Raw genomic sequence first — 25622 nt, forward strand, 5'->3', positions numbered from 1 at the left:
GCAGTGCGTTTCCTCGAAGGCGGTCAGTGTGGGGGCGTCGAGCGGGTCCAGGCCTGACGTGCGGCGAACAGCAGTCCCAGCAGAATGAATCCGCCAGGGGCCAGGGTGGCCAGGCGCAAGCCACCGTCGGCAGTCAGCACCCAGCCTTGCCAGTCCGCTTGCGCAGTGCCCGCCAGCCATGGCAGATGGCTGCCGAGTGTCCCGCTGCCGATGAGTTCGCGCAGCAAGCCAAGGCCTGCCATCAACGCGCCGAACAGGCCACACAGGCGCAGGCGATCACGCCAGGCGCTCTGGAAAAAACCGGTGTGTTCCAGCACAACGCATTGCAAGGCAATCAATCCTGCATAGAACCCTACATGTTGGTGCCATTGCAGCGACCAGACTTGCACGGCGAGCTCCGCGCAACTGGTCAGCGTGGCCGCCAACAGGACGCTGGCAAGCAAACGTGTCGCCGGGACAAGTCGGGATCGCAACGCGCCCATGCTCACTCCAAAGGCGCTGATCACCACGATGAACATCAGCCACAAGCCCAGAGCGGACACCAATGAATCCGTGGCACCGATCAGCGGTGCAAGCATCAGTGAATTCTGCAGCGTCGATGACTTATTCATGAGCGCTGCTCCCGATCAACTGTTGCTGATGTTCGTCGAAGTAGCGCAACGCGTCATGGATGGCGTTGATGACCGCTCTCGAAGTAATGGTCGCGCCCGCCATTTGATCGAATTGCCCCTGATCCTTTTTCAAGGCCCAGCCATTGTCGGCAGGTTCTGTTCGGGACTTTCCGGAAAAAGCCTGAAGCCAGGCATTGGGCCAGTCAGCGAGTCGACCGCCCAGCCCCGGCGTTTCCGATTGCTTGAGCGTTTTGACGCCCAGCACCTTGCCGTTTGCGCCGATGGCGATCAGCAATTCGATGGAACCCTCGTAACCCGGGGTCTGGCTGCGCAGCAACACGGCGCTGGGTTGGCCAGTCTTGGTCGCCAGGTAGCCACCTAGCAGCGTGCTGTTGGCCAATCCAGTGCTTTCGAGGGCGAGCGGCTGTTCCAGCGGCTGATTGTCGTAGCTTTCAGCCGGGAGCAGGTCCAGCAGGTTACGACTGTCGATCAGGCGCTGTTCGGCCGCAATGCGCGGCGCGCTGGTGTGTTGCACGAGGTAAGTCGCGCCAATCCCCAGGCCTGCCAGCAACACCAGGATCACAACGCTCGACGATCGGCTCATGGCGCCCCTCGTTCCAGTCTAGAGGTGGCAAACCGCTCCAGCGCCGGCACACAGAGGTTCATCAACAGCACGGCAAAGGCTACGCCGTCCGGATAACCACCCCAGGTACGAATCAGGTACGTCAGCAGCCCGACGCCCGCGCCGAACAGCAGTCGTGCGCCGGGGCTTTTTGCGCCGGACACCGGTTCCGTGACGATGAAGAATGCACCCAGCATGCTCGCGCCAGTGAGCAGATGAAACAGCGGCGAGCCATGGGAGTCGGAGCCCGAGCCGTTCCAGCACAGCAGGCTGACGATGAACAGGCTGGCGAGCATGCCGACCGGCGCATGCCAGCTGAACACCCGTCGTTGCAGCAGAAACGCGCCACCTGCCAGAAAGGCCAGGTTGACCCATTCCATGCCTCGGCCGCCGAAATGACCGAACGCCGGGTTGGCTGCAAACAGTTCGTCCATGGTCAGGCTTTTGTTGATCCGCAGGCTGTCCAGCGCCGTGGCCTGGACCCAGGCGTCTGGCGTCTGCCCGAGGCTGAACCCGAACACCTGCTGCAAGCCGCCGATCAGGTCCAGCCCATGGGATGACGGCCAGTGGGTCATCTGTTGGGGAAAGGTCACCAGCACCAGGGCGAAGCCCAGCATTGCCGGGTTGAACGGGTTCTTGCCAACGCCGCCATACAGGTGTTTGCCGAACACCATCGCGAACGCCGCGGCACAGACCGTCAGCCACCACGGGCAATAAGGCGGCAAGGCCAGAGCCAACAGCGTCGCGCTGACCAGCGCACTGCCGTCGCTCAAGCTCGGCTTGAGCGCAAGCTTGCGCAAGCGCAACACGGTCGCTTCAACGGCCAGTGCGGTAATACCCGTCAGAGTCAGGTTGATCAACACGCCCCAGCCATACAGCCAGAAAAACACCAGCATCCCCGGCACGGTGGCCAGCAATACCAGTTTCATGGCTTGCTGGAGGCGTTCGTCGACCGATTCAAGGGGCGGCATAGGCATCCACCTGACGCTCGGCTTCATTCACCGCGAGTTCCAGGGCTTCGATCTGCTCTGCCGGCGCTTCGCTGGATTGGGCTTTCTTGAGTTCGGCACGGCGCATGGCCAACTGGATCTTTGCCCGATTCAGCTGCGTATTTTTCGCCGGAACTACGGGGGCCGCGGCTGGCGGTGCAGAGCTTTCCAGTTTTGCCAACGCCTGTTCGGCAACCTCGAATTGCTGTTGCAGGACGATCAGCTGCGACTGCTGTTCGAAGGTCGGCGGATGCCCGAACGCCTTGAGTGACTTGTTCAATTGCGCCCGACTCATCGCCAGATCGATCTTGGCCTTTTTCAGCGCCACATCCGCATTCGCTGCCTTCTGTGCACGGACTCGCTCAAGAGCGGCCTGAACCGGGTCGAGTGTCGCCACCTCACTGGGCTGGACGGCGCGCTGGGCTCGGGCCCGACGTTCGGCGATTTTCTGTTCTTCTTCGCGATGCAGGCGAGCGTTGCGCTGTTCAAATCGGCGTCGCGCGTGATTGCGCTTGGCCGCTCGGGCGCGTTGTTCCTCAAGGCTCAACGCCAGGCCGCCGACAATCGGCAGCACCGTGTCCAGCGGCAACGGCCGCATCTCGATGCAATCCACCGGGCAGGGCGCTACGCACAGGTCGCAACCGGTGCATTCATCGACGATCACCGTGTGCATCAATTTCGCCGCGCCGACAATGGCATCCACCGGGCAGGCCTGGATGCACTTGGTGCAACCAATACACTCCGCTTCACGAATAAAGGCGATCTGCGCCGGGGCCGAACCGCGACTGACGTCCAGTTCCAGCACCGGCACTTTCAACAGCTCGGCCAGGGCCGCGATGGTTTCGCTGCCGCCCGGCGGACATTTGTTGATCGGTTCGCCGCTGGCAATGCCTTCGGCGTACGGTTTGCATCCGGGGTGGCCGCACTTGCCACATTGGGTCTGCGGCAAGAGGGCGTCGATGCGTTGAATCAGACTCATGTTTTGATCAGTCCGCTGAATCCGAGAAAGGCCACTGCAATCAATCCGGCGCCGATCAGGTCGATGGGCAGGCCGCGAAAGGGCAGGGGGATATCATTTTCGATTGTGCGTTGGCGCAAGTCGCTGAACAGGCTCAGTACCAGCCAGAAGCCCAGGCCGGCACCCAGGCTCAGGGCCATGGCGTGGAAGAAGCCTTTGTCGTCCTGAGCATTGAGCAGCGTCAGGCCGAGTACGCCAGCATTGCCCAGCAGCAGGGGCCAGAGGCCATCGAACGCAAGCTTTGGAAGTAACCGGGAAAGCACTTTCAGCAGCGGGCCAATCAGCAGAACGCTTAATGGAAGGAAGACGAAAAGGCGCAGCGACGTCAGCTCCAGCGGGACCAGCAACCAACGGTAGGCCGAGTAACCCAGCGTGCCGACGATCAGCATCAAACACGTCGTCGCAAGGCCCAACGCATGGACCTGTCGATGCTCGTTGCCCAGCAGCGGATCGACGCCCAGCGGCCAGTGCAACACGAGGTTGTTGATCAGGGCAGTGCTGATAAGCGTAAGAACAATTTCGGTCATGATCGTGCCGGCAAGAACGGGGCTTTTTAACGGAGCGGTCTAAAAAAGCTTAGGCATTATCCGGCAAGGACGGAGGGTGGGCCAGACATGAAAATCCCACAGTCGCGCCTGGCACGACTGTGGGATCGGTTTACAGCAGAGCCTTACTTGATGCGCTGACCTGGCTTGGCGCCGCTGTCAGGGCTGAGCAGGTAGATTTCTTCACCGCCAGGGCCGGCCGCCATCACCATGCCTTCGGAGATACCGAACTTCATTTTCCGTGGCTTGAGGTTGGCGATCATCATGGTCAGACGACCATTGAGCTTGGACGGGTCCGGATAAGCGCTCTTGATCCCGGAGAACACGTTGCGTTGCTCGTCACCGATGTCCAGGGTCAGGCGCAGCAGTTTGTCGGCACCTTCCACGTGTTCGGCCTTGAGAATCAGGGCGACGCGCAGGTCGACAGCGGCAAAGGCATCGAACTCGATTTCCGGTGACAGCGGATCCTTGGCCAGTTCGCCATTGCCGGCAGGTGCAGCGTCGCCGGTGTCGGTAGCGCTGGCGGTCAGGTCTTCTTTCGAGGCGTCGCTCATGGCTTGCACTTTTACCGGGTCGATACGGGTCATCAAGGGTTTGAACTCGTTCAGCTGATGGTTGCTGAGCAAAGTAGCGTGGTCGTTCCAGGTCAGCGGCGCGACGTTCAGGAACGCCTCGGCGTCGGCGGCCAGCAGCGGCAGCACCGGTTTGAGGAAGATCACCAACTGGCGGAACAGGTTGACGCCCAGGGCGCAGATGGCCTGGACTTCGTCTTGCTTGCCTTCCTGTTTGTTCAGCGACCACGGTGCCTTGTCGGCGATCCAGGCATTGGCACGGTCGGCCAGGCCCATGATCTCGCGCATGGCACGGGCGAAGTCGCGAGCCTCGTAGGCTTCGGCGATGCTCGGCGCTGCGGCGAGGAACGCTTCGGTCAGTTCCGGCGCGGCATTGCCCGCCACCAGTACACCGGCGTTGCCTTTGTGGATGAAACCGGCGCAACGGCTGGCGATGTTGACGACTTTGCCGACCAGGTCGGAGTTGACCTTCTGCACGAAGTCTTCGAGGTTCAGGTCGAGGTCGTCGACGCCACGGCTCAGCTTCGCCGCGTAGTAGTAGCGCAGGTATTCCGGCGACAGATGGTCCAGATAGGTCCGGGCCTTGATGAAGGTGCCGCGGGATTTGGACATTTTCTGACCGTTGACGGTCAGGTAGCCGTGTACGTTGATGCCGGTCGGTTTACGGAAACCGGCGCCTTCGAGCATGGCTGGCCAGAACAGGGCGTGGAAGTTGACGATGTCCTTGCCGATGAAATGGTACAGCTCAGCGGTGGAGTCCTTGCCCCAGAACGCGTCGAAATCAAGTGTAGGCGTGCGGTCGCAGAGGTTCTTGAAGCTGGCCATGTAGCCGATCGGCGCGTCCAGCCATACATAGAAGTATTTGCCTGGCTCGTCCGGGATTTCGAAACCGAAGTACGGCGCATCGCGGGAGATGTCCCACTGTTGCAGGCCGGCGTCCAGCCATTCGGCGATTTTGTTCGCCACGGCTTCTTGCAGGGTGCCGCTGCGGGTCCAGGCTTGCAGCATTTCCTGGAAGTCCGGCAGCTTGAAGAAGAAGTGCTGGGAATCCTTGAGCACCGGAGTGGCGCCAGAGATCGCCGACTTCGGATCCTTCAGGTCGGTCGGCGCGTAGGTCGCACCGCATTTTTCGCAGTTGTCGCCGTACTGGTCTTCGGTGCCGCATTTCGGGCAGGTGCCCTTGATGAAGCGGTCGGCCAGGAACATTTTCTTTTCCGGGTCGAAGTACTGAGTGATCGAACGCTGGGCGATGTGCCCGGCGTCGCGCAGCTTCAGGTAGATCTGGCTCGACAGCTCACGGTTTTCTTCGGCGTGAGTGGAGTGGAAGTTGTCGAAGTCCACCAGGAACTCGGCAAAGTCGGCGCTGTGTTCAGCCTGGACGTTGGCGATCAGTTGTTCCGGGGTGATGCCTTCCTTTTCCGCGCGCAGCATGATGGCCGAACCGTGGGCGTCGTCGGCGCAGACATAAATGCATTGATTGCCGCGGTGCTTCTGGAAGCGCACCCACATATCGGTCTGGATGTATTCCAGCATGTGGCCAAGATGGATCGAACCATTGGCATAGGGCAGGGCGCTGGTGACGAGGATCTTGCGTGGCTCGGACATGGGGCTCGGCTACTTGATGAAACGGAGGTCGGCCACTATAAAGCGCCGGCGCATATTTTTCACCCCCGCGACCCGTATCCACGGTCCATGCAGCTGGCGAAGCCTGCGTTCGGCTCGGGCCGCGTTCGGACGCAGCAGTCGTGAATCCGGGCAACTCGGACTACCTGAAACACCGCGGTGTCTGGTTTTACGACTGCTGCGCAGCCGAACGCAGGCTTCGCCAGCTGCTACAGGCAGCATTCGACCATGGGTTATTTGTCACATTCTGAAAGCATGCCGTCCGGACTATAGAACAGGTACGATACCCGCCTGATTTTCCAGTCTTGCTATCGGAGTTGCCCATGAGCGCCGTCAATCGCGCAGCGGTGGAAGCCGTCCTTCGCCAATACACCGACCCTTATCTGAACCAGGACCCGGTCAGCGCCGGGTGCGTACGCGGCATCGACATTCAGGGTGATCGCGTCAGCGTCCAGCTGGAGCTGGGTTACGCCGCCGGCCTGTTCAAGAGTGGCTGGGCGCAGTTGCTGCAAATGGCCATTGAAGGGCTGGACGGCGTGACCATCGCGCGCGTCGAGATCACCAGTGTCATTGCCGCGCACAAGGCTCAAGCGCAGATCCCGGGTCTGGCCAACGTCAAGAACGTGGTGGCCGTGGCATCCGGCAAGGGCGGTGTGGGTAAATCCACCACTGCCGCCAACCTGGCCCTGGCCCTGGCCCGCGAAGGCGCCAAGGTCGGGATCCTCGACGCGGACATTTACGGACCGAGCCAAGGCATCATGTTCGGCATCCCTGAAGGCACCCGACCCAAGGTCAAGGATCAGAAGTGGTTTATTCCGATCGAGTCCCACGGTGTCGAAGTCATGTCCATGGCGTTCCTGACCGACGACAACACGCCGATGGTCTGGCGCGGGCCGATGGTTTCCGGCGCCTTGTTGCAACTCGTCACTCAGACAGCCTGGGGCGATCTGGATTACCTGGTCATCGACATGCCACCAGGCACCGGCGACATCCAGCTGACTCTGGCGCAGAAAGTCCCGGTGGCCGGCGCGGTGATCGTTACAACGCCGCAAGATCTGGCATTGCTGGACGCACGCAAGGGCGTGGAGATGTTCCGCAAGGTCAACATTCCGGTGCTGGGCGTGGTGGAAAACATGGCCGTGCACATCTGCTCCAACTGCGGGCATGCCGAGCATCTGTTCGGTGAGGGCGGTGGTGTGAAGCTGGCCAACCAGTACGGCGTCGAGCTGCTGGCGTCGTTGCCGCTGGCGATGGCCATCCGCGAACAGGCCGACGGCGGCAAGCCAACGGTGATCGCCGAGCCTGACAGCCCGATTGCGATGGTTTACCAGGAACTGGCCCGCCATGTCGGCGCGCGAATCGTGTTGCAGGAAGCGGTATCGCCTGCGATGCCGAACATCACCATCAGCGACGATTGATCTGCGTCGACTGTTAAAAGAGCGCAGCCTCGTTTCACTCGACAGCTCCTACACATGGGTTTTGCATTCACCTGTAGGAGCTGTCGAGCGAAGCGAGGCTGCGATCTTTTGATCTTGCTTTAGATCCGCAACCCGCCATCCAACTCCATAATCCGACCGGTGTAGTAGTCGTTCTCGAAAATGTACGCCGCCGAATGGGCGATCTCTTCAGGCTTGCCCATGCGCTTGAGCGGAATCGCGGACGTTATCTTCTCCAGCGCCTCAGGTTTCATGCTCAGCGTCATTTCGGTTTCGATAAAGCCCGGTGCAATGGCTGCCACACGAATACCGTAGCGTGCCAATTCCTTCGCCCAGGTCACGGTCGCCGCGGCGACACCGGCCTTGGCGGCGGAGTAGTTGGTCTGGCCGGCGTTGCCAGCACGGGAGATCGACGAGATATTAATGATCGCGCCGCTGTTGTTCAGCTCGATCATTTTGGCCGCGACTTCACGGGTGCACAGAAATACGCCGGTCAGGTTGACGTCGATGACCGACTGCCACTGGGCCAGGCTCATCTTGGTCATCTCGCCGTCCTTGACCTTGATCAGCAGGCCATCGCGCAGGATCCCGGCGTTGTTGATCAGGCCATGGATCGCGCCGAAGTCCTCGGCAACCTGGGCGACCATATGGGTCACTTGCTCTTCATTGGCGACATTGCACAGATAAGCGCGAGCCTCGACGCCTTTATCTTTGCAAGCGGCGACGGTGTCGTCGAGCTTTTCCTGGTTCAAGTCCACCAGCGCCAGCTTTGCGCCTTTACCGGCGAAATACTCGGCCATGGAACGGCCTAAACCCTGGCAACCGCCCGTGATAATGATTACTTTGTCAGTGAGTTGCATTCGCATGCCCCAATAGCAGATCAGAGGAGTGGTTTCCTTTTAGAGAGTAGCCTCTCAATCTGCACCTGATACGGCTTGGCTGCACATGAGAACTGCCCCCGATGGCGTGCTGGAACTTATCCCCAGGCGCCTGTCCGTTTTTTTGACGGATTCTATATAAGGAGTCATAAATTGAGCGTTGAAGCGGCCAAGAATGCCCGAGAATTGCTTCTCAAGGAATACCGTGGAGTGCTCTCGACGCACTCCAAGGCGATGCCCGGTTTCCCGTTTGGCTCCGTGGTTCCGTACTGTCTGGACGAACAGGGCTGGCCGCTGATCCTTATCAGCCGTATCGCCCAGCACACCCACAACCTGCAGAAAGATCCAAAATGCTCACTGTTTGTGGGCGAGCGCGGGGCTGAAGATGTGCAAGCCGTTGGTCGCCTGACCTACCTCGCCGAAGCAGAAAAGCTCGAGGCCGAGGCCGCCATCGAAGCGGCGGCTGAGCGTTACTACCGCTATTTCCCGGATTCGCAGAGCTACCACAAGGCCCACGATTTCGATTTCTGGGTGCTCAAACCGGTACGTCACCGTTACATCGGCGGCTTCGGTGCGATTCACTGGGTCGATCAGTTAACGCTGGCCAACCCGTTCGCCGGAAAAGCCGAAGCGAGCATGGTCGAGCACATGAATGCCGATCACGCCAAAGCCATCGCCCACTACGTCGAACTGGCGGGCCTGCCGAAAACCGAGCCGGCGCAACTGGCGGGTATCGACACCGAAGGCATGCACCTGCGCATTGGTCAGGGGCTCTATTGGTTGCCGTTTCAAGCGCCGTGTAATACGCCGACACAAGTGCGCGAAGCCTTGGTTTTCCTGGCTCACGCCGAACATTGGCCGAAAAATGAAGTGGCCGACGCTTGAATTCACGAATCGGCGACGTCATCTAGGGAAGACTGGCAAGGCATTCTTGCGTTGAGGAACCATTTGATGCGCCCTTTTTTATTGCTCTTTGTACTGTTTCCGGTGTTGGAGCTGTTCGTATTCGTCAAGGTCAGCGGGGCGATCGGGTTTTTCCCGGCCCTGCTGCTGGTCATTCTCGGCTCGATGCTCGGCGTGTTCGTGCTGCGTATCGCTGGTCTGGCAACCGCATTGCGTGCTCGTGAAAGCCTGAACCGCGGCGAGTTGCCGGCCCAGACCATGCTCGAAGGTTTGATGCTGGCGCTGGCGGGTGGTCTGTTGATCCTGCCGGGCTTCGTCACTGATGTGCTGGGTCTGATCATGTTGCTGCCGATCTCTCGTCGACTGTTGGCCAATAAAATGCGCCAGCGTGCCGAAGAGGCGGCAATCCGTCAGCGTGCATTCGCCGACGACCTTCAGCCACGTGGCGGCGGCCCTGCGACCCGCGAGCCGCTGGGCCGAGAGCCCAACGTGATCGAAGGCGAATTCGAACACCGCGATACCAAGTAATCCGCAATACCGGCACGGCACCTTCGGGTGCCGTGTTCGTTTGTGGGGTAGCAACCTGAAAAAATTTGCTTCCTCGCCCTTGTAATAAGCTTATGCGCCCTTATGTAACGGTCACCGCAAGGTTTCTGGCGATTACGCCAGACAGACTTCCGCGGTTCGCTTGACGAACCGCACCCGGCACTGCCGGATTTGTTAAACCCGCCGGGAATACACCGGCCGATGAAAACCACAATTAGGAGAGATCGACAATGAAGCTTCGTCCTCTGCATGACCGCGTCGTCATCCGTCGCAGCGAAGAAGAAAAGAAAACCGCTGGCGGTATCGTCCTGCCAGGTTCGGCTGCTGAAAAAGCCAACAGCGGCGAGATCCTCGCTGTCGGTACCGGCCGCGTGCTGGACAACGGTGAAGTGCGTGCACTGGCCGTTAAAGTGGGTGACAAGGTTGTGTTCGGCCCGTACTCCGGCAGCAACACCGTGAAAGTCGACGGCGAAGACCTGCTGGTAATGAGCGAGAACGAAATCCTCGCTGTTATCGAAGGCTGATTCCCCGCTCATTTTCCCGCTACTACAAAGTATTTAAGGAATATCGATCATGGCTGCTAAAGAAGTTAAATTCGGCGATTCCGCCCGCAAGAAAATGCTCGCCGGTGTCAACGTCCTGGCTGACGCAGTAAAAGCGACCCTGGGCCCTAAAGGCCGTAACGTGATCATCGAGAAGAGCTTCGGCGCTCCGACCATCACCAAGGACGGCGTGTCCGTTGCCAAAGAAATCGAGCTGAAAGATCGCTTCGAAAACATGGGCGCGCAGCTGGTCAAAGACGTTGCCTCCCGTGCCAACGATGACGCAGGCGACGGCACCACCACCGCTACCGTTCTGGCTCAATCGATCGTCAACGAAGGCCTGAAAGCCGTCGCTGCCGGCATGAACCCGATGGACCTGAAGCGCGGTATCGACAAAGCGACCATCGCTATCGTCAAAGAGCTGAAAGCCCTGTCCAAGCCTTGCGCTGACACCAAGGCAATCGCTCAGGTCGGCACCATCTCGGCCAACTCCGACAACTCCATCGGCGACATCATTGCCGAAGCCATGGAAAAAGTCGGTAAAGAAGGCGTGATCACCGTTGAAGAAGGCTCGGGCCTGGAAAACGAACTGTCGGTTGTTGAAGGCATGCAGTTCGACCGTGGCTACCTGTCCCCGTACTTCGTCAACAAGCCAGAGACCATGACTGCCGAGCTCGACGGTCCGCTGATCCTGCTGGTCGACAAGAAAATCTCGAACATCCGTGAACTGCTGCCAGTACTGGAAGCCGTTGCCAAAGCAGGTCGTCCGCTGCTGATCGTGAGCGAAGACGTTGAAGGCGAAGCCCTGGCGACTCTGGTTGTGAACAACATGCGCGGTATCGTCAAAGTGGTTGCCGTCAAGGCTCCTGGCTTTGGTGACCGTCGCAAGGCCATGCTGCAGGACATCGCTGTCCTGACCGGCGGTACCGTTATCTCCGAAGAGATCGGTCTGAGCCTGGAAAGCGCTACCCTGGAACACCTGGGTAATGCCAAGCGCGTAGCCGTAACCAAGGAAAACACCACCGTCATCGACGGCGCCGGCGTTGAAGCTGATATCCAGGCTCGCGTTCTGCAAATCCGTCAGCAAGTGGCCGACACTTCGTCCGACTACGACCGTGAAAAACTGCAAGAGCGTCTGGCCAAGCTGTCCGGCGGCGTTGCAGTGATCAAGGTTGGCGCTGGTTCCGAAGTTGAAATGAAAGAGAAGAAAGCCCGCGTTGAAGACGCCCTGCACGCTACCCGTGCAGCCGTTGAAGAAGGCGTGGTACCTGGCGGTGGCGTAGCGCTGATTCGCGCTCTGCAAGCCATCAGCGAACTGAAAGGCGACAACGCTGATCAGAACGTCGGTATTGCTGTACTGCGTCGCGCTATCGAATCGCCACTGCGTCAGATCGTTGCCAACTCCGGCGACGAGCCAAGCGTAGTAGTCGACAAGGTCAAGCAAGGTTCGGGTAACTTCGGTTACAACGCTGCTACCGGCGAATACGGCGACATGATTGAAATGGGCATCCTCGACCCTACCAAAGTGACTCGTTCTGCTCTGCAGGCTGCGGCGTCCATTGGTGGCTTGATGCTGACCACCGAAGCCATGATCGCTGATGCTCCGGACGACAAACCAGCTGGCGGCGGCATGCCAGACATGGGCGGTATGGGCGGCATGGGCGGCATGATGTAAGCCAGCCTGACCCCTATAAAAAGCCCCGCCTGCGATCAGCAGGCGGGGCTTTTTATTGCCTTCGATTTACCTGGATCTTGAAATTGCACCGGACCACTGTGGGAGCGAGCTTGCTCGCGATAGCGGCATAACAGTCACCATCAATAGTGAAGGTTATGGCCTCATCGCGAGCAAGCTCGCTCCCACATTGGTTTTGTATTTCAGGCGTTGACTGGTGATGCTTTAGCCACTCGATCAGCCTTGGAAGCCGGGCGATACAGGATGTAGTAATACGACCCCAGACAAATCAGCCAGCAGAAAATCGCCGTCCACACATTGTGCGAAAAGAAGTGCGCGCCCTGCATCATCCGGCCGATCGAAAACACCGTGCCCAACGCGAAAGCGAACACAAGCGCCTGGCGCGCCAGACGCGGACGACGGTCCCGCAGGACGAAGAACAGCGCAAACAGTGTGAAACCGGTCGCCGCATGACCGCCGGGCCAGCAACGACCCGGTTTATCGGTGTGCGGGCGAGGGCTGAGCAGTTCGCTGTAGATTTCGTGGCCGCCGAATTGCTCAAGGCTCCACGGGCATTGCACGGCCGTCACCGCTTTGACTGGCGTGACAAAGGAGGTTGCCAGCGCCAGAGACAGTACCAGGCAACCCAATTCCCGTTTGATCGGTTTGAGCCGGTCCATGAAAAAGGAGGCGATGAAGCCGAAGATGGCCAACACCGAGAAGGCGATGACCACCTGCTTGGCGCGGTCATGCAGGATGTCTTCCAGGAAGGAACTGTGCCGTCCGATAAAATCACCCGCAACCGGGTCATAGAACAGCTTGGCAAGATCCATGTCCAGGGACGTCAGTTCGAGCAGCATCAGAATGATCGCCGCGATGGCGGGAACGCCCAGGCACACCCAGAAATTCAGCGGGCGGGAGGCGGGACGGACAGCAGTTGATGGCATGGTGGATCCTGAACAAAGGAAAAAGCCCCGGGGCATCAGCCCGGGGCGATTCGATTAATGTGCGCTGACTTGGTCGGTGCCCTCCATGGGCGCCCTCCAGCCAAGCAGCTGTTGCTTGAAGCCATAACTGGCGGTTTGGTAATAGGTGATAGCACGGGCAATCAACGGGTCGCTGGCGGTGGCTCGGGACTCGCGGCTCTCAGTCAGTGCTGCATCATGGCGGCGCAGCCCTTGGCGAGGGCTCAGGATCGCCAAATCCTTGCCGTCGAACAAGCCCAAATGCTGGTAATTGCCAACGACCACGCGGGGCGGCAGTGGATTGTCCTGCAGCAGGTTGCGGCCGAAGAAGGTCGATTGATAATCCAGGTTCAGCAAACCCAGCAAGGTCGGCGCCAGGTCGATCTGGCTGGCCAGCTGCGCGGTTTCCCGTGCATCGATCAGCTTCGGTGCATAGATGAACAACGGAATCTGATAGTTTTTGATCGGCAAGTCTTCCATGCCGGCGCTGCCGGCCGTGTGGTCGGCGACGAAGACGAAGATTGTATTGTCAAACCACGGCTTTTGGCGCGCCTGATCGAGGAACTGACCAATGGCATAGTCGGTGTACTTCACCGCACCGTCGCGACCGTTGCCGGATTTGATGTCGATCCGGTTGTCCGGGTAGGTGTAAGGGCGATGGTTGGAGGTGGTCATCAGTTGCAGCAGAAACGGCTGCTGTTTCGCGTAGTCAGCGTCGGCCAGTTTGAGGGTCTGGTTGTAGAGATCTTCGTCAGCCATGCCCCAGGCATTTTTAAAGTGGATCTCTGATTCATCGACGCTGCTCTGGTCCACCACACGGTAACCGTTGCCACTGAAGAACGCGTTCATATTGTCGAAGTAACCGCGTCCGCCATAGACGAACACGCTGTCGTAACCCACGGCGCTGAGTTGCTGGCCGAGGCTGGCGAAACCGCTTTCACGCCCCACACGCTTGACGATCGAACGCCCCGGGGTTGGCGGGATCGCCAGGGTAATGGCCTCAAGGCCGCGATCGGTGCGGGTGCCGGTGGCATAGAAGTTGTTGAAGTACAGGCTCTGCTTGCGCAAGGCATCGAGGTTGGGTGTCAGGTTGCGCTCGTCGCCGTTACTGCCCATGTACTTGGCGCTGAAGCTTTCAATCGTCACCAGCACAATGTTGGGTTTGCGCACAGTGCCCGGGTTGTCGATCATCCGGCGAATGTCCTGCGGATCCTCGCCGATGAAACGCGCATTGGGTTCGCTCAGTTCGGCACGAATCTGTTGCGCAACCACTTCCGGCGGCAGGCTGCTGTAGAACTGCGGGTAATCCAGTTCATTGTTACGGAAGGCGGCGAAGAACTGATACGGGCCATTGCTCGTCAGTTCATTCTGATAGGCATTGCCGCCCTGTGCGCGCGGTGAATCCTGGCTGAGCAATTGCAGGCTCAGACCGGCGACGATCAACAGGCCCAGCGCATTCAGCAGGCGCCCGCGCAGCGGGGGCAAGGGTGAGTCCAGTGCGGCATTGAAGGGTTTGCGCAGCGCGAAACTCAGGGCCACGGCCAGCACGGCGAGGATGCTCAGCAGCGTGCCGATCGGGTAGGACTCAAGAAGGTTGTTCAGCACTTCGTCGGAGTACACCAGATAATCGACGGCGATAAAGTTGAAGCGAACACCGAACTCATCCCAGAACAGCCACTCGGCTACCGCGGTGAACAACATGGCGAACAGGCTGACGGTCAGCAGTCCCTGAAGGAACCAGCGATGGCCGCGGCGGCGCCATAAGGCCGGTGGGCAGAGCAGCAAGTAGAGACCCATCGGCAGCGCTGCATAGGCAATGAAGCCCAGGTCGTAGAGCAGGCCAATGCCAAACACCGACAGAAATCCGCTACCGGCCTCATCCAGATGGGTTAGCAGCAAAACCGTGCGGGTCAGCAAGAAAATGACCAGCCATGTGCCGGTGACGAGCAGGAGAAAGCGCATTGGCGCGGTCTTGAAGAGGTCCATTGTGTGTGCATTCCTTAACAACAATTGCGTGGGATTCTCGCGCCTCCACTGTAGTCGGCTTGTGAATCGATAGTGAAAAACGTGTTAACTCTATCATTTGGTTGAGCGGATTGATTCCAGCCACCGTAACCCTAGCCCTGAGCCACGCTTGGCCTTAAGCTGCGCGGGCCACGACGGCCGTTACTGTGTACGCAGGAGATACCCATGCGAATTCTATTGGTTGAAGACAACCGCGATATCCTGGCCAATCTGGCCGATTACCTGGGGCTCAAGGGTTACACCGTGGATTGCGCGCAGGACGGTTTGTCAGGCTTGCACCTGGCGGCCACCGAGCATTACGACTTGATCGTGCTCGACATCATGTTGCCAGGCATCGACGGTTACACCCTGTGCAAACGCCTGCGCGAAGACGCGCGCCGCGACACGCCGGTGATCATGCTCACCGCCCGCGATCAATTGGACGACCGGCTGCAAGGTTTCAAATCCGGCGCCGATGATTACCTGATCAAACCCTTTGCCCTGTCTGAATTGGCGGCGCGCATCGAGGCGGTCATGCGTCGCACCCAGGGTGGCGGTCGCCGTACTTTGCAGGTCGGCGATCTGAACTACGACCTCGACACCCTGGAAGTGACCCGCGAAGGTCGTCTGCTCAAACTCAACCCGGTGGGCCTGAAGTTGCTGGCGGTGCTGATGCAGAAAAGCCCTCATGTGCTGCGCCGGGAAATTCTCGAAGAGGCGCTGTGGGGTGACGACTGCCCGGACAGCGACAGCCTGCGCAGCCACGTCCATCAATTGCGCCAAGTGATCGACAAGCCGTTCGCCAAACCGTTGCTGCAAACCGTGCACGGTGTGGGTTATCGCTTGGCCGAGGGCCGTGATGGAGTTTAAGCAGAGCCTTGCTCAACGGATCATCATCGCCTTTGCGCTGATGAGCGCATTGGTGGCAGGGGCCTTCGCCATGGGCATTGTGGCGACCGTGCACCTGGTGGAAGAAAAACTGATTTCGGCAGGTCTGGGGGGCGATTTACAACGGCTGTTGTTGATGGACAGTGTCACGGACTGGAGCCACCGTCCCGAGCCGGACCAGCTGTTCTATTTCAGTGGCGGGCCGGGCGATTTTCAGTTGCCCAAGGATTTACGCCATCTGGAGCCGGGTTTTCACGAAGTGTTTCGTGAGCAACTGTCGTATCACGCGATGGTTGAAGTCGTCGACGGCCGGCGTTATGTGCTGTTACAGGATCAGAGCGATTTCGAAGAGCGTGAACGGGTGCTGTTTGCCGTGGTGCTGGTGGGCTTCGTTCTGAGTCTGGCATTGGCGGTGTTTCTCGGCTGGATACTGGCGCGCAAAGTGATGGCGCCCGTGGTGCGACTGGCCCGCCAGGTCCGACACCGTGACCAATTGTTAGGTCTGGCGCCACCGCTGGCGCCGGATTACGCCGCTGATGAGGTGGGCGAGTTGGCCGTGGCCTTCGACGCTACCCTCGGGCGCTTGCGCCAGGCGTTGACCCGCGAACGGTTGTTCACCAGTGACGTCAGCCACGAACTGCGCACGCCATTGATGGTGCTGGCCAGTTCCTGCGAGCTGCTGCTGGAAAACCCCGGCATCGATCAGCGTGGACGTGCTCAGGTCGAGCGAATCGCCCGCGCCTGTGAAGAGATGCGCGAGCTGGTGCAAACCTTTCTGATGTTGGCCCGCAAACAACGTGAAGACGCCAGCATGTCGCCCCAGCAGAACCTGAACCAGGTCGCCGATGGACTGCTCAATCTGTGGCGCGAGCCGATCGAGTCCAAGGGGCTGGCGCTGATCTTTGAACCGGGCAACCCGGCAAACACCAGCTACAACGCAACCCTTCTGCACGCGGTCATGGGCAACCTGCTGCGTAATGCGCTGCATTACACCGAGCGCGGGTTTATTCGCCTGACGCTGACGGCCACCGGTTTCATCGTCGAAGACAGTGGCGTGGGCATTCCCGAGGAAAAACGCGAGGCGATGTTCGAGCCCTTCGTGCGGGGCAGCGAGAAACGCGGCGAAGGCCTGGGGCTGGGGCTGTCGCTGGTGCAACGGATCTGTGAAAACCAGGGTTGGAGCGTCAGTCTGACGAACATGGAACCCAACGGCTGTCGTTTTCAGGTGGAGTTGTCAACGAGTAACTGATCGCCTTATTGAAACGCATTAACCCGATACAATCGTTTTCGTCCTGTGAATCCTCGAAATAATTCGGGTTTTGCATGACATTTTTTTCACAGCGGCATGACCTGACGCTGACACGGCGCGACCTATCGTGGGAGCCATCAGCAGCTCAGGAAACCTTGATGATGGACGGCCCGATCAAACTGGATTTTTCCGAAAAATACGACGATCAACACGCTCAACGATACTTGCGCAAACACCAGGATGGCTTTGGCCGCCGCCTGTCCCACTGGCGTGACGAGCAACTGGCGCGCAAGGCATTGGCACTGGCCGGTGAGCCGGGGCTGATCCTCGATTTGCCCTGCGGTGCGGGGCGCTTTTGGCCTTTGCTGGCGGAAAAAACCAATCGCGCCATCATCGGGGCCGACAACTCTGAATCCATGCTGAAGATCGCCATGCAGGCGCAACCTGCCGATGTGGTGAAACGGGTACAACCCTTGCACACTTCTGCATTCGACATTGCCTTGCCTGATAACGCCGTCGACAGCATTTTCTGCATGCGTTTGCTCCATCACATCGGTGAAGCCGAGCATCGACTGGCTATTTTGCGCGAGTTCGAGCGAGTCACTCGCGACAGCGTGATCCTTTCTTTGTGGGTGGACGGCAATTTCAAAGCGTGGAAACGCAAGCGGCTTGAGAGAACACGTGGGCATGTAGGTTACCAAAATCGATTTGTGTTACCGGCTGCTACGGTTGAAAAGGAATTCGAGCAGGCGGGTTTTCTTATTCAGGAACAACTGGACTTTTTACCGCTCTATGCCATGTGGCGGGTCTACGTATTACGCAAGAGGTAACAGAATGGCAGTGCAATGTGCAGCAGAAACGGAAGTCGCTCCCCAGGACCGCTTCGATTATTTTTGGAATCAGCGCGGTGAATGGGTAGAAGAACCCAACGCCCGTCGCGGTGGAGAAAGCGGTGTGCAGCGCGTCGTGAGCGGCAATGGACAGCTGCTGTACGTTAAACGTCAGTCCGGGCATATCCATCGCAGCTTGCTGCACCCGTTCGGTCGGCCGACGGTGTTGCGCGAGCGTGATGCGCTCATCGCCCTGAACCTGCTCGACGTTCGCGTTCCGGAAATCGTTTTCTGCGGTGCACAGCGCGATCCGGTGCATAAATGGCGCGCATTGCTGATCACCAAGGCGCTGGACGGCTACGAGGAAATCGAACACTGGTACGCTGGCGGCGGTCGCGAGCATCACGGTGAGGCTGTGCATGATCGAGTGTTGAAGGAACTGGCCGAGAACCTGGCCCGGATGCACAAGGGCCGCTGGCAGCACAGCTGCCTTTATGCCAAGCACGTGTTCGTGCGCGTCACCGGTGAAGGCGAGGCTGCCAAAGTTGAAGTGGCCTTGATCGATCTGGAAAAATGTCGGCAGCGTTTCACCGCCCGGCAAGCGGCTACTCATGACATGAAGCAACTGCGTCGCCACTCGTCGTTCAGCACGACGGACTGGCAAAAACTCGTCTACTTTTATAAGACGGCGTTTGGCAGCGCTATCAAGGGTTTATAGCAATGAAACTCGAAATTGCACGAGGTATATTTTTAATAGGAGCCTTGGCAGTTGCTTCACTGGCGGTGGCGGCTTGGGAGCAGCCCCGCACGCAAGTCCTCAGTTCAGTGAACGGCGACGCACACTGTCCATTGCCACGCGTTGCGAAGGCATCCGTGGCATCCCAACCCGATCATGATTTATTGCTGTTCATGTTCGGACTTTCTCAAGGATTGAGGCCACAAAGTTGAACAGATTGAAGCCAAAATAAAAGGCCTCGCTAATGCGAGGCCTTTTTTTATTCCCGACTTTCGAGCCTTGCACCGTCCATGTGGGAGCGAGCTTGCTCGCGATGACGGTGGCACATTCAGCGATGAGGTGACTGTTACACCGCTATCGTCGGAACGCCGCCCGGACCAAGCTCGCTCCCACAGGTTATGTGTGTTCCCTAGGGTTTATCGGGTTTAGCCAACAGGGTGTACACGCACGGCAGCACAAACAACGTAAACAACGTCCCGATCGACATCCCCGTGGCGATCACCGTGCCGATGTCGAACCGGCTGACGGCTCCCGCCCCCGTGGCGATGATCAACGGCACCATGCCGAACACCATCGCGGCAGTGGTCATCAACACCGGACGCAGACGAATGGCCGCCGCTTCCTCCACGGCCTCGCGCGGCGTCAGGCCTTTGTCCTTGCGTAACTGGTTGGCGAATTCGACGATCAGGATTCCGTGCTTGCTGATCAGCCCGATCAACGTCACCAGGCCGACCTGGGTGTAGATGTTCATGCTCGACCAGCCCAGGAACAGCGGGATCAGCGCACCACAGATCGACAAGGGTACGGTCACCAGAATCACCAGCGGATCGCGGAAGCTTTCGAACTGGGCCGCCAGTACCAGGAAAATGATTGCCAGCGCCAGGGCGAAGGTGACCCACAGCGCACTGCCTTCCTGGACGTATTGCCGGGATGCGCCAGCATAGTCGAAGGCATAACCCACCGGCGCCTCTTCCCGCGCGATCTGGCGCACGGTGTCGATGGCTTCACCCATGCTGACCAGCGGCACCCCGGACAGGATGCCAGAGTTGAGTTGCTGGAACTGGTTCAACTGCCGTGGACGCGCCCGGTCGGTCACGGTAATCAGGGTCGACAAGGCCAGCAGTTGGCCTTGGGTGTTCTTGACGTAGTAATTGTTCAGCCAGTCAGGGTTGTCTCGGAAAGGTCGTTCGACCTGCGCGATGACTTTGTAGCTGCGACCTTCAATGGTGAAACGGTTGATCTCCGCCTCACCCAGCAACGTCGCGAGCGTCCCGCCCAGGTCCTGCATGGAAACCCCCATTTGTGCGGCCTTCGCGCGATCGATATCCACCACCACTTCAGGTTTGTCGAAGGCCAGGTCGACGTCGACGAAGGCGAACTTGCCGGACTCCATCGCGCGTTTTTTCACTCGGTCCATCACCTGCAGCAGCGACTCGTAATCGTTGGCTGAGTTGATGACAAACTGAAACGGCAACCCTTCGCCCGTGCCGGGCAAGGAGGGCAGGTTGAAACCGAAGATCTGCAACCCGGAGATGCTCTCCAGTTTGCGCTGGACCTCGGGCAGGATCGCCATTTGCGTACGGCTGCGTTCGTTCCACGGTTTGAGCAGGAAACCGCCGATCCCCGACTGTACACCGTTAAATCCATTGATCTGGAACGAGGAGTAATACTCGGGAAACTCCTTGAAGATCGTGATGAATTCGTCGGTGTAGGTGTTGAGGTAGTCGAGGTTGGCCGGTTGCGGGGCGTTGGCCAGCATGAAAATGATGCCCTGGTCCTCATCGGGCGCCAGTTCCGACTTGGTGAACTTGAGCAGCACCGGGATCAGGCACAGCACGATTACCGCAAACACCAGCACCACCGGCCGGGTGTTCAGGGTGCCGTGCAGCATGCTTTGGTAACGGCGCTTGAGGCCTTCGAAAATCAGGTCCAGGCGATGGGCGAGACCGCTGGGGTTTTCGTCGTGACGCAGTAAAAAGGCGCACATCATCGGCGACAGGGTCAGGGCGACGATGCCGGAGATCACCACCGCCCCGGCCAGGGTCAGGGCGAACTCCTTGAACAGCGCCCCCGTGAGCCCTGTCAGGAAGCCGATCGGCGCATAGACCGCCGCCAGGGTGATGGTCATCGAGACCACCGGCATGGCGATTTCCCGAGCGCCTTCGATGGCCGCATCCAGCGGCGTCTTGCCTTCTTCGATGTGCCGGTGGATGTTTTCCACCACGACGATGGCGTCGTCCACCACCAGGCCGATGGCCAATACCATCGCCAGCAACGTCAGCAGGTTGATCGAGTAGCCCATCATCTGCATGAAGAACATCACGCCGATCATCGACAACGGGATGGTGACCACCGGGATCACCACCGAACGCAGCGCGCCGAGAAACAGGAACACCACCACGATGACGATCAGCACCGCTTCGAACAATGTTTTGATCACCTCGTTGATCGAGGCCTGGATAAACAGCGTGGCGTCGTAGGCGATTTCACCTTTGAGGTTCGGCGGCAGTTGGGCTTCCAGGTCCGGCATGATCTTGCGCACTTCCTTGATCACGTCCAGCGGGTTGGCGCCGGGCGTGGCCTTGATGCCGATGTACACCGAAGGGGTCCCGCCGAAGGAGCTGATCGAATTGTAGTTTTCCGCACCCATTTCAACCCGCGCCACATCGCTGAGCAGCACGCGACTGTCACCCTCGACCTTGAGCGGAATCGCGGCAAAGGCTTCGGCGGACTTGAGCTCGGTATTGGCGTTGATGCTGGTGACGACGTACTCGCCTTTCACTTCGCCGGCGGCGGAGAGGAAGTTGTATTTGCGCACTGCATCGGTCACGTCGCTGGCACTCAGGCCGAAACCGGCCAGCTTGACCGGATCCAGCCACAGACGCATGGCAAATACCTGGTTGCCGAGAATCTCGGCTTCGGCCATGCCCGGCAGGGTCGCCAGTTTTGGCTGGATGACCCGCGACAGGTAGTCGGTAATCTGCGGGTTGCTCAGCTCCTTGCTGAAGAAGCTGATGTACATCAGTGCCGAGGCGTCGGCGGCTTCCTTGCTCAGCACCGGGTCTTCGGCGTCCTGAGGCAGTTGGTTCTTCACCTCGTTGGCTTTGGCCAGCAGTTCGGTGAACAAGCGGTCGCTGTTGGAGCCGATGCGCGCGTAGATCGAGATCACCGAGAAGTTCTGGCGACTGACCGACGTCATGTAGTCGATACCTTCGGCACTGGCCAGACTTTGCTGCATCGGTTGGGTGATGTAGCCCTGAATGGTTTCGGCGTTGGCCCCGGGATAAGCGGTGGTCACCGTGATCAGGGCGTTTTCCATTTGTGGATATTGGCGCAGCGGCAGCTTGCTCCAGGCCTGGAAGCCCAGCAGCACAATCAACAGGCTGACCACGGTGGCGAGCACCGGGCGGCGGATGAACGGGTCGGTAAAAGCCATGGGGGTTCCTTGATCAGTCCGCGCGCGGCGGGCTGTTCTTCTCGGCTAAGGTCTTGTCGTCGCTGATCGCAATGTGTGCGCCGTTGTCCAGTTTGATCTGGCCGGCCGTGACCACTTTTTCGCCGTTCTGCACACCTTTGGTGATCATCACTTGCCCATCGCGGCGCTCACCGGTTTCGATGAAACGCCGTTCGGCGATCAGGATCGGTTGGCCCTTGTCGTCTTTTTCCAGGCTGCCGTCTTCGGCTTTTTTCTGCGCGACGACATAGAGCGAGTTGCCGTACAGCGTGTAAGTGATCGCGCTTTCCGGCACGACGATGCGCGGCTGCGGGTCGGGCAACAACACTTGCAGGCTGGCGAACATCCCCGGCAACAGTTTGCTGTCGGGATTGGCCAGGGTCGCGCGGACCTGGACATTGCGCGTGCTGTTTTCGACTTTCGGGTTGATCGCGCTGATGGTGCCGGGGAAGGTTTGTGTCGGGTAGGCCGCGACAACGATCTGTACCGGTTGGCCGAGGGCGATCTTCGGTACCGACTGCTCGGGCACGAAGAAGTCTACATAGAGGCTGCTGAGGTCTTGCAGGGTGGCGATCATGGTGCCGCTGGCCACGTAGTCACCGACGTCCACCTGACGAATGCCGATGGTTCCACTGAACGGCGCTACGATGCGTTTTTTCTCAAGCGAAGCCTTGAGCTGATTGACCGTGGCCTTGTTCTTTTTGAATACCGCCGATAGTCGGTCGAACTCGCCTTTGGAAATCGCCTGGCTGCCCACCAGCTGGCTGCCACGGTTGTAATCCACTTGGGCCAGTCCGAGGTCGGCGAGGGCGGTTTCCAGCAGGGCGGTTTCCACGGCGCTATCGAGTTGGACGATCGGCTGACCGGCCTTAACCTTCTGCCCCGACTCGAACTGCACATCCGTGACGGTGCCGGCGATTTCCAGGCTCAGGTCGACGCCTTGCAGTGCCTTGAGGGTGCCGACGGTCGGCAGGCGGGCTTGCCACGGCCGTTCGGTAGCAGTGGCCACAGCAACACTGATCGCCGGTTTCGGCACAGCAAAGCCCTGAATCATCGTGTAGATGGAGAAGGCTTTGTAACCGGCCAGGACCAGCACGATCAGCAAAACAACACCCAACATGATCAGCATGCGGCGACGCAGCATATTTCCACTTCCTTGGAGAAAATCAGGTGAGACAGTCGGGCACATTACTCCGAGTGGGAGGTTGATTCCAACTGGCAGAACTAATAGGGTGTAAGGCTATCGATTGGCGTTGGCCTGAAAAGATCGCAGCCTTCGGCAGCTCCTACAAAGTGTACGCATTCCAATGTAGGAGCTGCCGAAGGCTGCGATCTTTTCGGTGTTATTCACGCCATCAGGTGAAGGTGGTTATCCCAGAGCCCCGCAGGCAGCTCAAGGGGTTTTGCTACAAGATCTGTCTGGCGGCAGTCGTAGAACCGGCAGCGCCCCTGGCCCGAAGTCACGACAAAGCCATCGGCTACCGCGCCGACTCCGGCGCAATCGGGAAGCGGTGCGTCCAGGCGCACTTCACCGCTGTCCAGGTCCCAGATGAAAAAGCGGTTGCCCCGTGGCGCGGTCAACGCGACCAGGCGAAGTTCGCTGTGCACCGCGACACTGGCGGTGTAATGCCCCATGGCCTGCAACTGATGCTCAGGCACCGGGAAGGCCACGAATGGCTGGCCGGGACGCTTGATCGCCAGCAGTTCCGACGACTCGTGAGACGGCCCCATGAACTGCTGGCCGGCGACGATGGTGCCGTCGCTGGCGATTCCCAAATGCCGCACGCTGTTCATCGGCTGGGCGAGGGTTTCCTTGCTCAGCAGGGTGCCATCGCGATGCATCAGGACCAGGCTTGGCTCCATGGCATTGAGGTTCATCTCGACGCGGCTTTCGGCCTCGGTGCGAATGCCTCCATTGGCCACCACCAGGGTTTCGCCATCGGGCATCCACGACACCTGATGCGGGCCGACGCCGTGGGTCGAAATCTCGCCGCTGTGTACCAGCCGCTCGCCTTCGAACTTATACACACCGAGCAAGCCTCGACCCGGATCGGAGGTATCGTTCTCGGTGGCGTACAGCCAGTCGCCGCTTTTGTGAATCACCGCGTGACCGTAGAAGTGCCGGTTCGGCAGCGAGGTCACGGTTTGCAGCAGCGTGCCGTCGCTCAGGTCGATCAGGTAACTCTCGGTGCCAGGGCGACGGGCGACGAACAGCGCAATCGGCAGCGTCGGGTGGTTGATGATGTCGTGGCAACGCTGGCCGACCTGGGTGGCAAACACCCGGGTGCCGTCCAGCCGATAGCCGACGGCGTAGTGTTTGCCGTCGGTGTCGTCCCGCGCCGAGAGCAGCAGCGGGCTTTTGTCCTTTTGCTTGAACAGCGTCCAGCCGCCCAGTGTCATCGCACCCAGCAGCAAACTACCTAACGTCAGAGCCTGGCGTCGCAGCATGGAACTTGCCCTCATCAGTCACCGTCGTTGGCGTTGAAGCCCAGTTGAATGCCTAGCGCCTTGGCCAGTTCGCCTTCGTGCAGGCGGTGGACGACGTTGAGGCTGTCGTAGAGGTCGTTGAGTTGCTGGCGACCGGCATCGTCGTTGAGCATCTCGGTCAGCGAGCGCTGGTTGCTGGCGAACAGTTTCAGGGACGCGGCGTAAGCGGCGTCGATCTTGTCGGCTAAAGGTTTTTGCTCGCTCGGCAACAGGCCGCGCAGGCCTTTGTTGTCGACGCCTTCCCATACCGTTTTGGCGGCGGCGAGGCTGGCTTCGAGGCCGGTCAGGGACGACTGGCTGCGCCATGCATCGGCCTGGAACGGTTGTGGCACACCCTTTGTCTGACGGCCCATCGGCGTGCCGAGTTTTTTCTTCAGGCTGTCGAGGGCGGTGACTTGCACGCGCAACAGATCGGCGATGGCTTCGTGGGAATCGGCGTAGCGCTGGTTCGGGAATTTGCTCAATTGCGCGAGCATGCCGTCGGTGTTGTTCCAGGTTTTCAGGATCTCTTCGGCCAGCTGTTTCTGACGCTCGCCAATCGCTTTCAGCAGCGGGCAGTATTTGGCTTTCTGCGCGTCGTTGGCCACGTCTGGCTTGCTGTCGAACAGGATGTATTCGTAGGCGGAAAGGCCTTGAACCACAACGCTGGACTTGGCCAGGGCAGCGGCATCGATCTGCGGCTGTGCGGTGACCAGTTGCTCGACCTGACGGCCGACGAGGTTTTTCTTGTCCGGCCAGAACTGCACCTGCCAGGCGCGATTGCCCTCGGCCAGCGGCCCGATCAGCAGCGGTTGCAGCTCGGCCCAGGCTTTCTGCGCGTGCAGGAAGTCGGCGCGGGCGGTGTCGAGGTTTTCCTTGCCTTCGCAGTAGGCGAGGGCGCTGACGGCCAATTGGCGGTCGGCTTCAACCCAACGCGTGTAGGTCGGCAGGATCACCGACTTGGCGATGGCCGCCGACGTGACGGCCTGCGGATCCTGAGGCGAACAGGCGCCCAAGGCTAGCGCGGCAAGGCTGGTGAACAACAATTTGGGACGGAACATGTCGGGCTCCCG

Annotated in this window: 23 protein-coding genes; 10 read left to right on the top strand and 13 right to left on the bottom strand. The window is 59.5% G+C overall.

The genetic code is table 11. The features are described 5' to 3' along the window. Positions 1–23: 23 nt before the first annotated feature. The 6 genes from ACMXYH_RS06715 to metG form a co-directional block, all read right to left on the bottom strand. Entirely contained in the window at positions 24–611 is a 588-nt protein-coding gene (locus ACMXYH_RS06715) for an Rnf-Nqr domain containing protein (protein ID WP_129438020.1), read from the bottom strand. Then, positions 604–1215 carry an RnfABCDGE type electron transport complex subunit G gene (locus ACMXYH_RS06720; protein WP_415766652.1) on the bottom strand — a complete coding sequence of 204 codons (612 nt, stop codon included), beginning with the start codon at positions 1213–1215 and terminating at the stop codon, positions 604–606. The genes ACMXYH_RS06715 and ACMXYH_RS06720 overlap by 8 nt, the downstream gene beginning before the upstream one ends. Next, positions 1212–2204 (bottom strand): RnfABCDGE type electron transport complex subunit D, encoded by a 993-nt coding sequence (locus ACMXYH_RS06725; RefSeq protein WP_415766653.1) that lies wholly within the window; start codon positions 2202–2204, stop codon positions 1212–1214. The genes ACMXYH_RS06720 and ACMXYH_RS06725 overlap by 4 nt, the downstream gene beginning before the upstream one ends. Next, entirely contained in the window at positions 2191–3201 is a 1011-nt protein-coding gene (rsxB, locus tag ACMXYH_RS06730) for an electron transport complex subunit RsxB (protein WP_415766654.1), read from the bottom strand. The genes ACMXYH_RS06725 and rsxB overlap by 14 nt, the downstream gene beginning before the upstream one ends. After that, positions 3198–3767, bottom strand: coding sequence for an electron transport complex protein RnfA (locus ACMXYH_RS06735; RefSeq protein WP_129438012.1), 570 nt, complete (start codon positions 3765–3767; stop codon positions 3198–3200). The genes rsxB and ACMXYH_RS06735 overlap by 4 nt, the downstream gene beginning before the upstream one ends. Positions 3768–3910: 143 nt before the next feature. Next, positions 3911–5962, bottom strand: a complete 2052-nt coding sequence (gene metG / locus ACMXYH_RS06740; RefSeq protein WP_046047100.1) for a methionine--tRNA ligase — start codon at positions 5960–5962, stop codon at positions 3911–3913. A gap of 341 nt (positions 5963–6303) precedes the next feature. On the opposite strand from metG, the gene apbC reads away from it, so the two are divergent. Further along, positions 6304–7398 carry an iron-sulfur cluster carrier protein ApbC gene (apbC, locus tag ACMXYH_RS06745; RefSeq protein WP_046055352.1) on the top strand — a complete coding sequence of 365 codons (1095 nt, stop codon included), beginning with the start codon at positions 6304–6306 and terminating at the stop codon, positions 7396–7398. 119 nt (positions 7399–7517) lie between these two features. Here the strand turns inward: apbC and ACMXYH_RS06750 are convergent, their stop codons facing one another. Further along, a complete protein-coding gene (locus ACMXYH_RS06750; protein WP_415766655.1) occupies positions 7518–8276 on the bottom strand; it encodes an SDR family oxidoreductase in 759 nt (252 codons plus the stop codon). Between the two features lie 171 nt (positions 8277–8447). On the opposite strand from ACMXYH_RS06750, the gene ACMXYH_RS06755 reads away from it, so the two are divergent. From ACMXYH_RS06755 to groL, 4 genes are all read left to right on the top strand, one after another. Then, positions 8448–9179: a HugZ family protein gene (locus ACMXYH_RS06755; RefSeq protein WP_415766656.1), complete on the top strand. Its 732-nt coding sequence runs from the start codon at positions 8448–8450 to the stop codon at positions 9177–9179. A 66-nt stretch (positions 9180–9245) separates the two neighbouring features. Further along, a complete protein-coding gene (locus ACMXYH_RS06760) occupies positions 9246–9725 on the top strand; it encodes an FxsA family protein (protein WP_033057490.1) in 480 nt (159 codons plus the stop codon). A gap of 248 nt (positions 9726–9973) precedes the next feature. Next, positions 9974–10267, top strand: a complete 294-nt coding sequence (locus ACMXYH_RS06765; protein WP_047532658.1) for a co-chaperone GroES — start codon at positions 9974–9976, stop codon at positions 10265–10267. Positions 10268–10316: 49 nt separating this feature from the next. Next, positions 10317–11960 (top strand): chaperonin GroEL, encoded by a 1644-nt coding sequence (gene groL, locus ACMXYH_RS06770; protein WP_129438004.1) that lies wholly within the window; start codon positions 10317–10319, stop codon positions 11958–11960. Positions 11961–12160: 200 nt separating this feature from the next. On the opposite strand, the gene ACMXYH_RS06775 is transcribed toward groL, so the two are convergent. Both ACMXYH_RS06775 and ACMXYH_RS06780 read right to left on the bottom strand, forming a co-directional pair. Then, positions 12161–12904, bottom strand: a complete 744-nt coding sequence (locus ACMXYH_RS06775) for a phosphatase PAP2 family protein (RefSeq protein ID WP_415766657.1) — start codon at positions 12902–12904, stop codon at positions 12161–12163. Between the two features lie 54 nt (positions 12905–12958). Continuing rightward, the gene (locus tag ACMXYH_RS06780; RefSeq protein WP_415766658.1) at positions 12959–14908 is read right to left on the bottom strand and encodes an LTA synthase family protein; all 1950 of its coding nucleotides are present in this window, start codon (positions 14906–14908) and stop codon (positions 12959–12961) included. 204 nt (positions 14909–15112) lie between these two features. Between ACMXYH_RS06780 and colR the strand changes: the two genes are divergently transcribed. The 5 genes from colR to ACMXYH_RS06805 all read left to right on the top strand — a co-directional run bounded on the left by colR (position 15113) and on the right by ACMXYH_RS06805 (position 18841). After that, positions 15113–15796, top strand: a complete 684-nt coding sequence (colR, locus tag ACMXYH_RS06785) for a two-component system response regulator ColR (protein ID WP_008155536.1) — start codon at positions 15113–15115, stop codon at positions 15794–15796. Then, positions 15786–17063, top strand: a complete 1278-nt coding sequence (locus ACMXYH_RS06790) for a sensor histidine kinase (protein WP_134417429.1) — start codon at positions 15786–15788, stop codon at positions 17061–17063. Before colR ends, ACMXYH_RS06790 begins: the two co-directional genes overlap by 11 nt. A gap of 161 nt (positions 17064–17224) precedes the next feature. Next, entirely contained in the window at positions 17225–17893 is a 669-nt protein-coding gene (locus ACMXYH_RS06795; RefSeq protein ID WP_129445063.1) for a class I SAM-dependent methyltransferase, read from the top strand. A gap of 4 nt (positions 17894–17897) precedes the next feature. Next, complete coding sequence (locus ACMXYH_RS06800; RefSeq protein ID WP_415766659.1) at positions 17898–18611, top strand: lipopolysaccharide kinase InaA family protein; 714 nt, start codon at positions 17898–17900, stop codon at positions 18609–18611. Positions 18612–18613: 2 nt separating this feature from the next. Next, positions 18614–18841, top strand: a complete 228-nt coding sequence (locus ACMXYH_RS06805) for a hypothetical protein (RefSeq protein WP_134417431.1) — start codon at positions 18614–18616, stop codon at positions 18839–18841. Positions 18842–19038: 197 nt separating this feature from the next. On the opposite strand, the gene ACMXYH_RS06810 is transcribed toward ACMXYH_RS06805, so the two are convergent. From ACMXYH_RS06810 to ACMXYH_RS06825, 4 genes are all read right to left on the bottom strand, one after another. Beyond that, the gene (locus ACMXYH_RS06810; RefSeq protein WP_415766660.1) at positions 19039–22065 is read right to left on the bottom strand and encodes a multidrug efflux RND transporter permease subunit; all 3027 of its coding nucleotides are present in this window, start codon (positions 22063–22065) and stop codon (positions 19039–19041) included. A 13-nt stretch (positions 22066–22078) separates the two neighbouring features. Next, entirely contained in the window at positions 22079–23227 is a 1149-nt protein-coding gene (locus tag ACMXYH_RS06815; protein WP_415766661.1) for an efflux RND transporter periplasmic adaptor subunit, read from the bottom strand. Between the two features lie 203 nt (positions 23228–23430). Further along, the gene (locus ACMXYH_RS06820; protein WP_415766662.1) at positions 23431–24531 is read right to left on the bottom strand and encodes a DUF1513 domain-containing protein; all 1101 of its coding nucleotides are present in this window, start codon (positions 24529–24531) and stop codon (positions 23431–23433) included. Between the two features lie 14 nt (positions 24532–24545). Then, positions 24546–25610 carry an imelysin family protein gene (locus ACMXYH_RS06825; protein ID WP_134417439.1) on the bottom strand — a complete coding sequence of 355 codons (1065 nt, stop codon included), beginning with the start codon at positions 25608–25610 and terminating at the stop codon, positions 24546–24548. Positions 25611–25622 lie beyond the last annotated feature (12 nt).

Origin of the sequence: Pseudomonas frigoris (assembly GCF_047758635.1) — a bacterium.
GTDB lineage: Bacteria > Pseudomonadota > Gammaproteobacteria > Pseudomonadales > Pseudomonadaceae > Aquipseudomonas > Aquipseudomonas frigoris.

Bases quoted from the DNA above. Each gene is read 5' to 3' on its own strand.
- ACMXYH_RS06810 (WP_415766660.1), bottom strand. From the start codon at position 22,065: ATGGCTTTTACCGACCCGTTCATCCGCCGCCCGGTGCTCGCCACCGTG.
- ACMXYH_RS06765 (WP_047532658.1), top strand. From the start codon at position 9,974: ATGAAGCTTCGTCCTCTGCATGACCGCGTCGTCATCCGTCGCAGCGAA.
- ACMXYH_RS06725 (WP_415766653.1), bottom strand. From the start codon at position 2,204: ATGCCGCCCCTTGAATCGGTCGACGAACGCCTCCAGCAAGCCATGAAA.
- ACMXYH_RS06780 (WP_415766658.1), bottom strand. From the start codon at position 14,908: ATGGACCTCTTCAAGACCGCGCCAATGCGCTTTCTCCTGCTCGTCACC.
- ACMXYH_RS06775 (WP_415766657.1), bottom strand. From the start codon at position 12,904: ATGCCATCAACTGCTGTCCGTCCCGCCTCCCGCCCGCTGAATTTCTGG.
- ACMXYH_RS06815 (WP_415766661.1), bottom strand. From the start codon at position 23,227: ATGCTGCGTCGCCGCATGCTGATCATGTTGGGTGTTGTTTTGCTGATC.
- ACMXYH_RS06800 (WP_415766659.1), top strand. From the start codon at position 17,898: ATGGCAGTGCAATGTGCAGCAGAAACGGAAGTCGCTCCCCAGGACCGC.
- ACMXYH_RS06820 (WP_415766662.1), bottom strand. From the start codon at position 24,531: ATGCTGCGACGCCAGGCTCTGACGTTAGGTAGTTTGCTGCTGGGTGCG.
- ACMXYH_RS06735 (WP_129438012.1), bottom strand. From the start codon at position 3,767: ATGACCGAAATTGTTCTTACGCTTATCAGCACTGCCCTGATCAACAAC.
- ACMXYH_RS06715 (WP_129438020.1), bottom strand. From the start codon at position 611: ATGAATAAGTCATCGACGCTGCAGAATTCACTGATGCTTGCACCGCTG.
- ACMXYH_RS06795 (WP_129445063.1), top strand. From the start codon at position 17,225: ATGGACGGCCCGATCAAACTGGATTTTTCCGAAAAATACGACGATCAA.
- ACMXYH_RS06805 (WP_134417431.1), top strand. From the start codon at position 18,614: ATGAAACTCGAAATTGCACGAGGTATATTTTTAATAGGAGCCTTGGCA.
- rsxB (WP_415766654.1), bottom strand. From the start codon at position 3,201: ATGAGTCTGATTCAACGCATCGACGCCCTCTTGCCGCAGACCCAATGT.
- ACMXYH_RS06760 (WP_033057490.1), top strand. From the start codon at position 9,246: ATGCGCCCTTTTTTATTGCTCTTTGTACTGTTTCCGGTGTTGGAGCTG.
- apbC (WP_046055352.1), top strand. From the start codon at position 6,304: ATGAGCGCCGTCAATCGCGCAGCGGTGGAAGCCGTCCTTCGCCAATAC.
- ACMXYH_RS06790 (WP_134417429.1), top strand. From the start codon at position 15,786: ATGGAGTTTAAGCAGAGCCTTGCTCAACGGATCATCATCGCCTTTGCG.
- ACMXYH_RS06720 (WP_415766652.1), bottom strand. From the start codon at position 1,215: ATGAGCCGATCGTCGAGCGTTGTGATCCTGGTGTTGCTGGCAGGCCTG.
- metG (WP_046047100.1), bottom strand. From the start codon at position 5,962: ATGTCCGAGCCACGCAAGATCCTCGTCACCAGCGCCCTGCCCTATGCC.
- ACMXYH_RS06825 (WP_134417439.1), bottom strand. From the start codon at position 25,610: ATGTTCCGTCCCAAATTGTTGTTCACCAGCCTTGCCGCGCTAGCCTTG.
- ACMXYH_RS06750 (WP_415766655.1), bottom strand. From the start codon at position 8,276: ATGCAACTCACTGACAAAGTAATCATTATCACGGGCGGTTGCCAGGGT.
- colR (WP_008155536.1), top strand. From the start codon at position 15,113: ATGCGAATTCTATTGGTTGAAGACAACCGCGATATCCTGGCCAATCTG.
- groL (WP_129438004.1), top strand. From the start codon at position 10,317: ATGGCTGCTAAAGAAGTTAAATTCGGCGATTCCGCCCGCAAGAAAATG.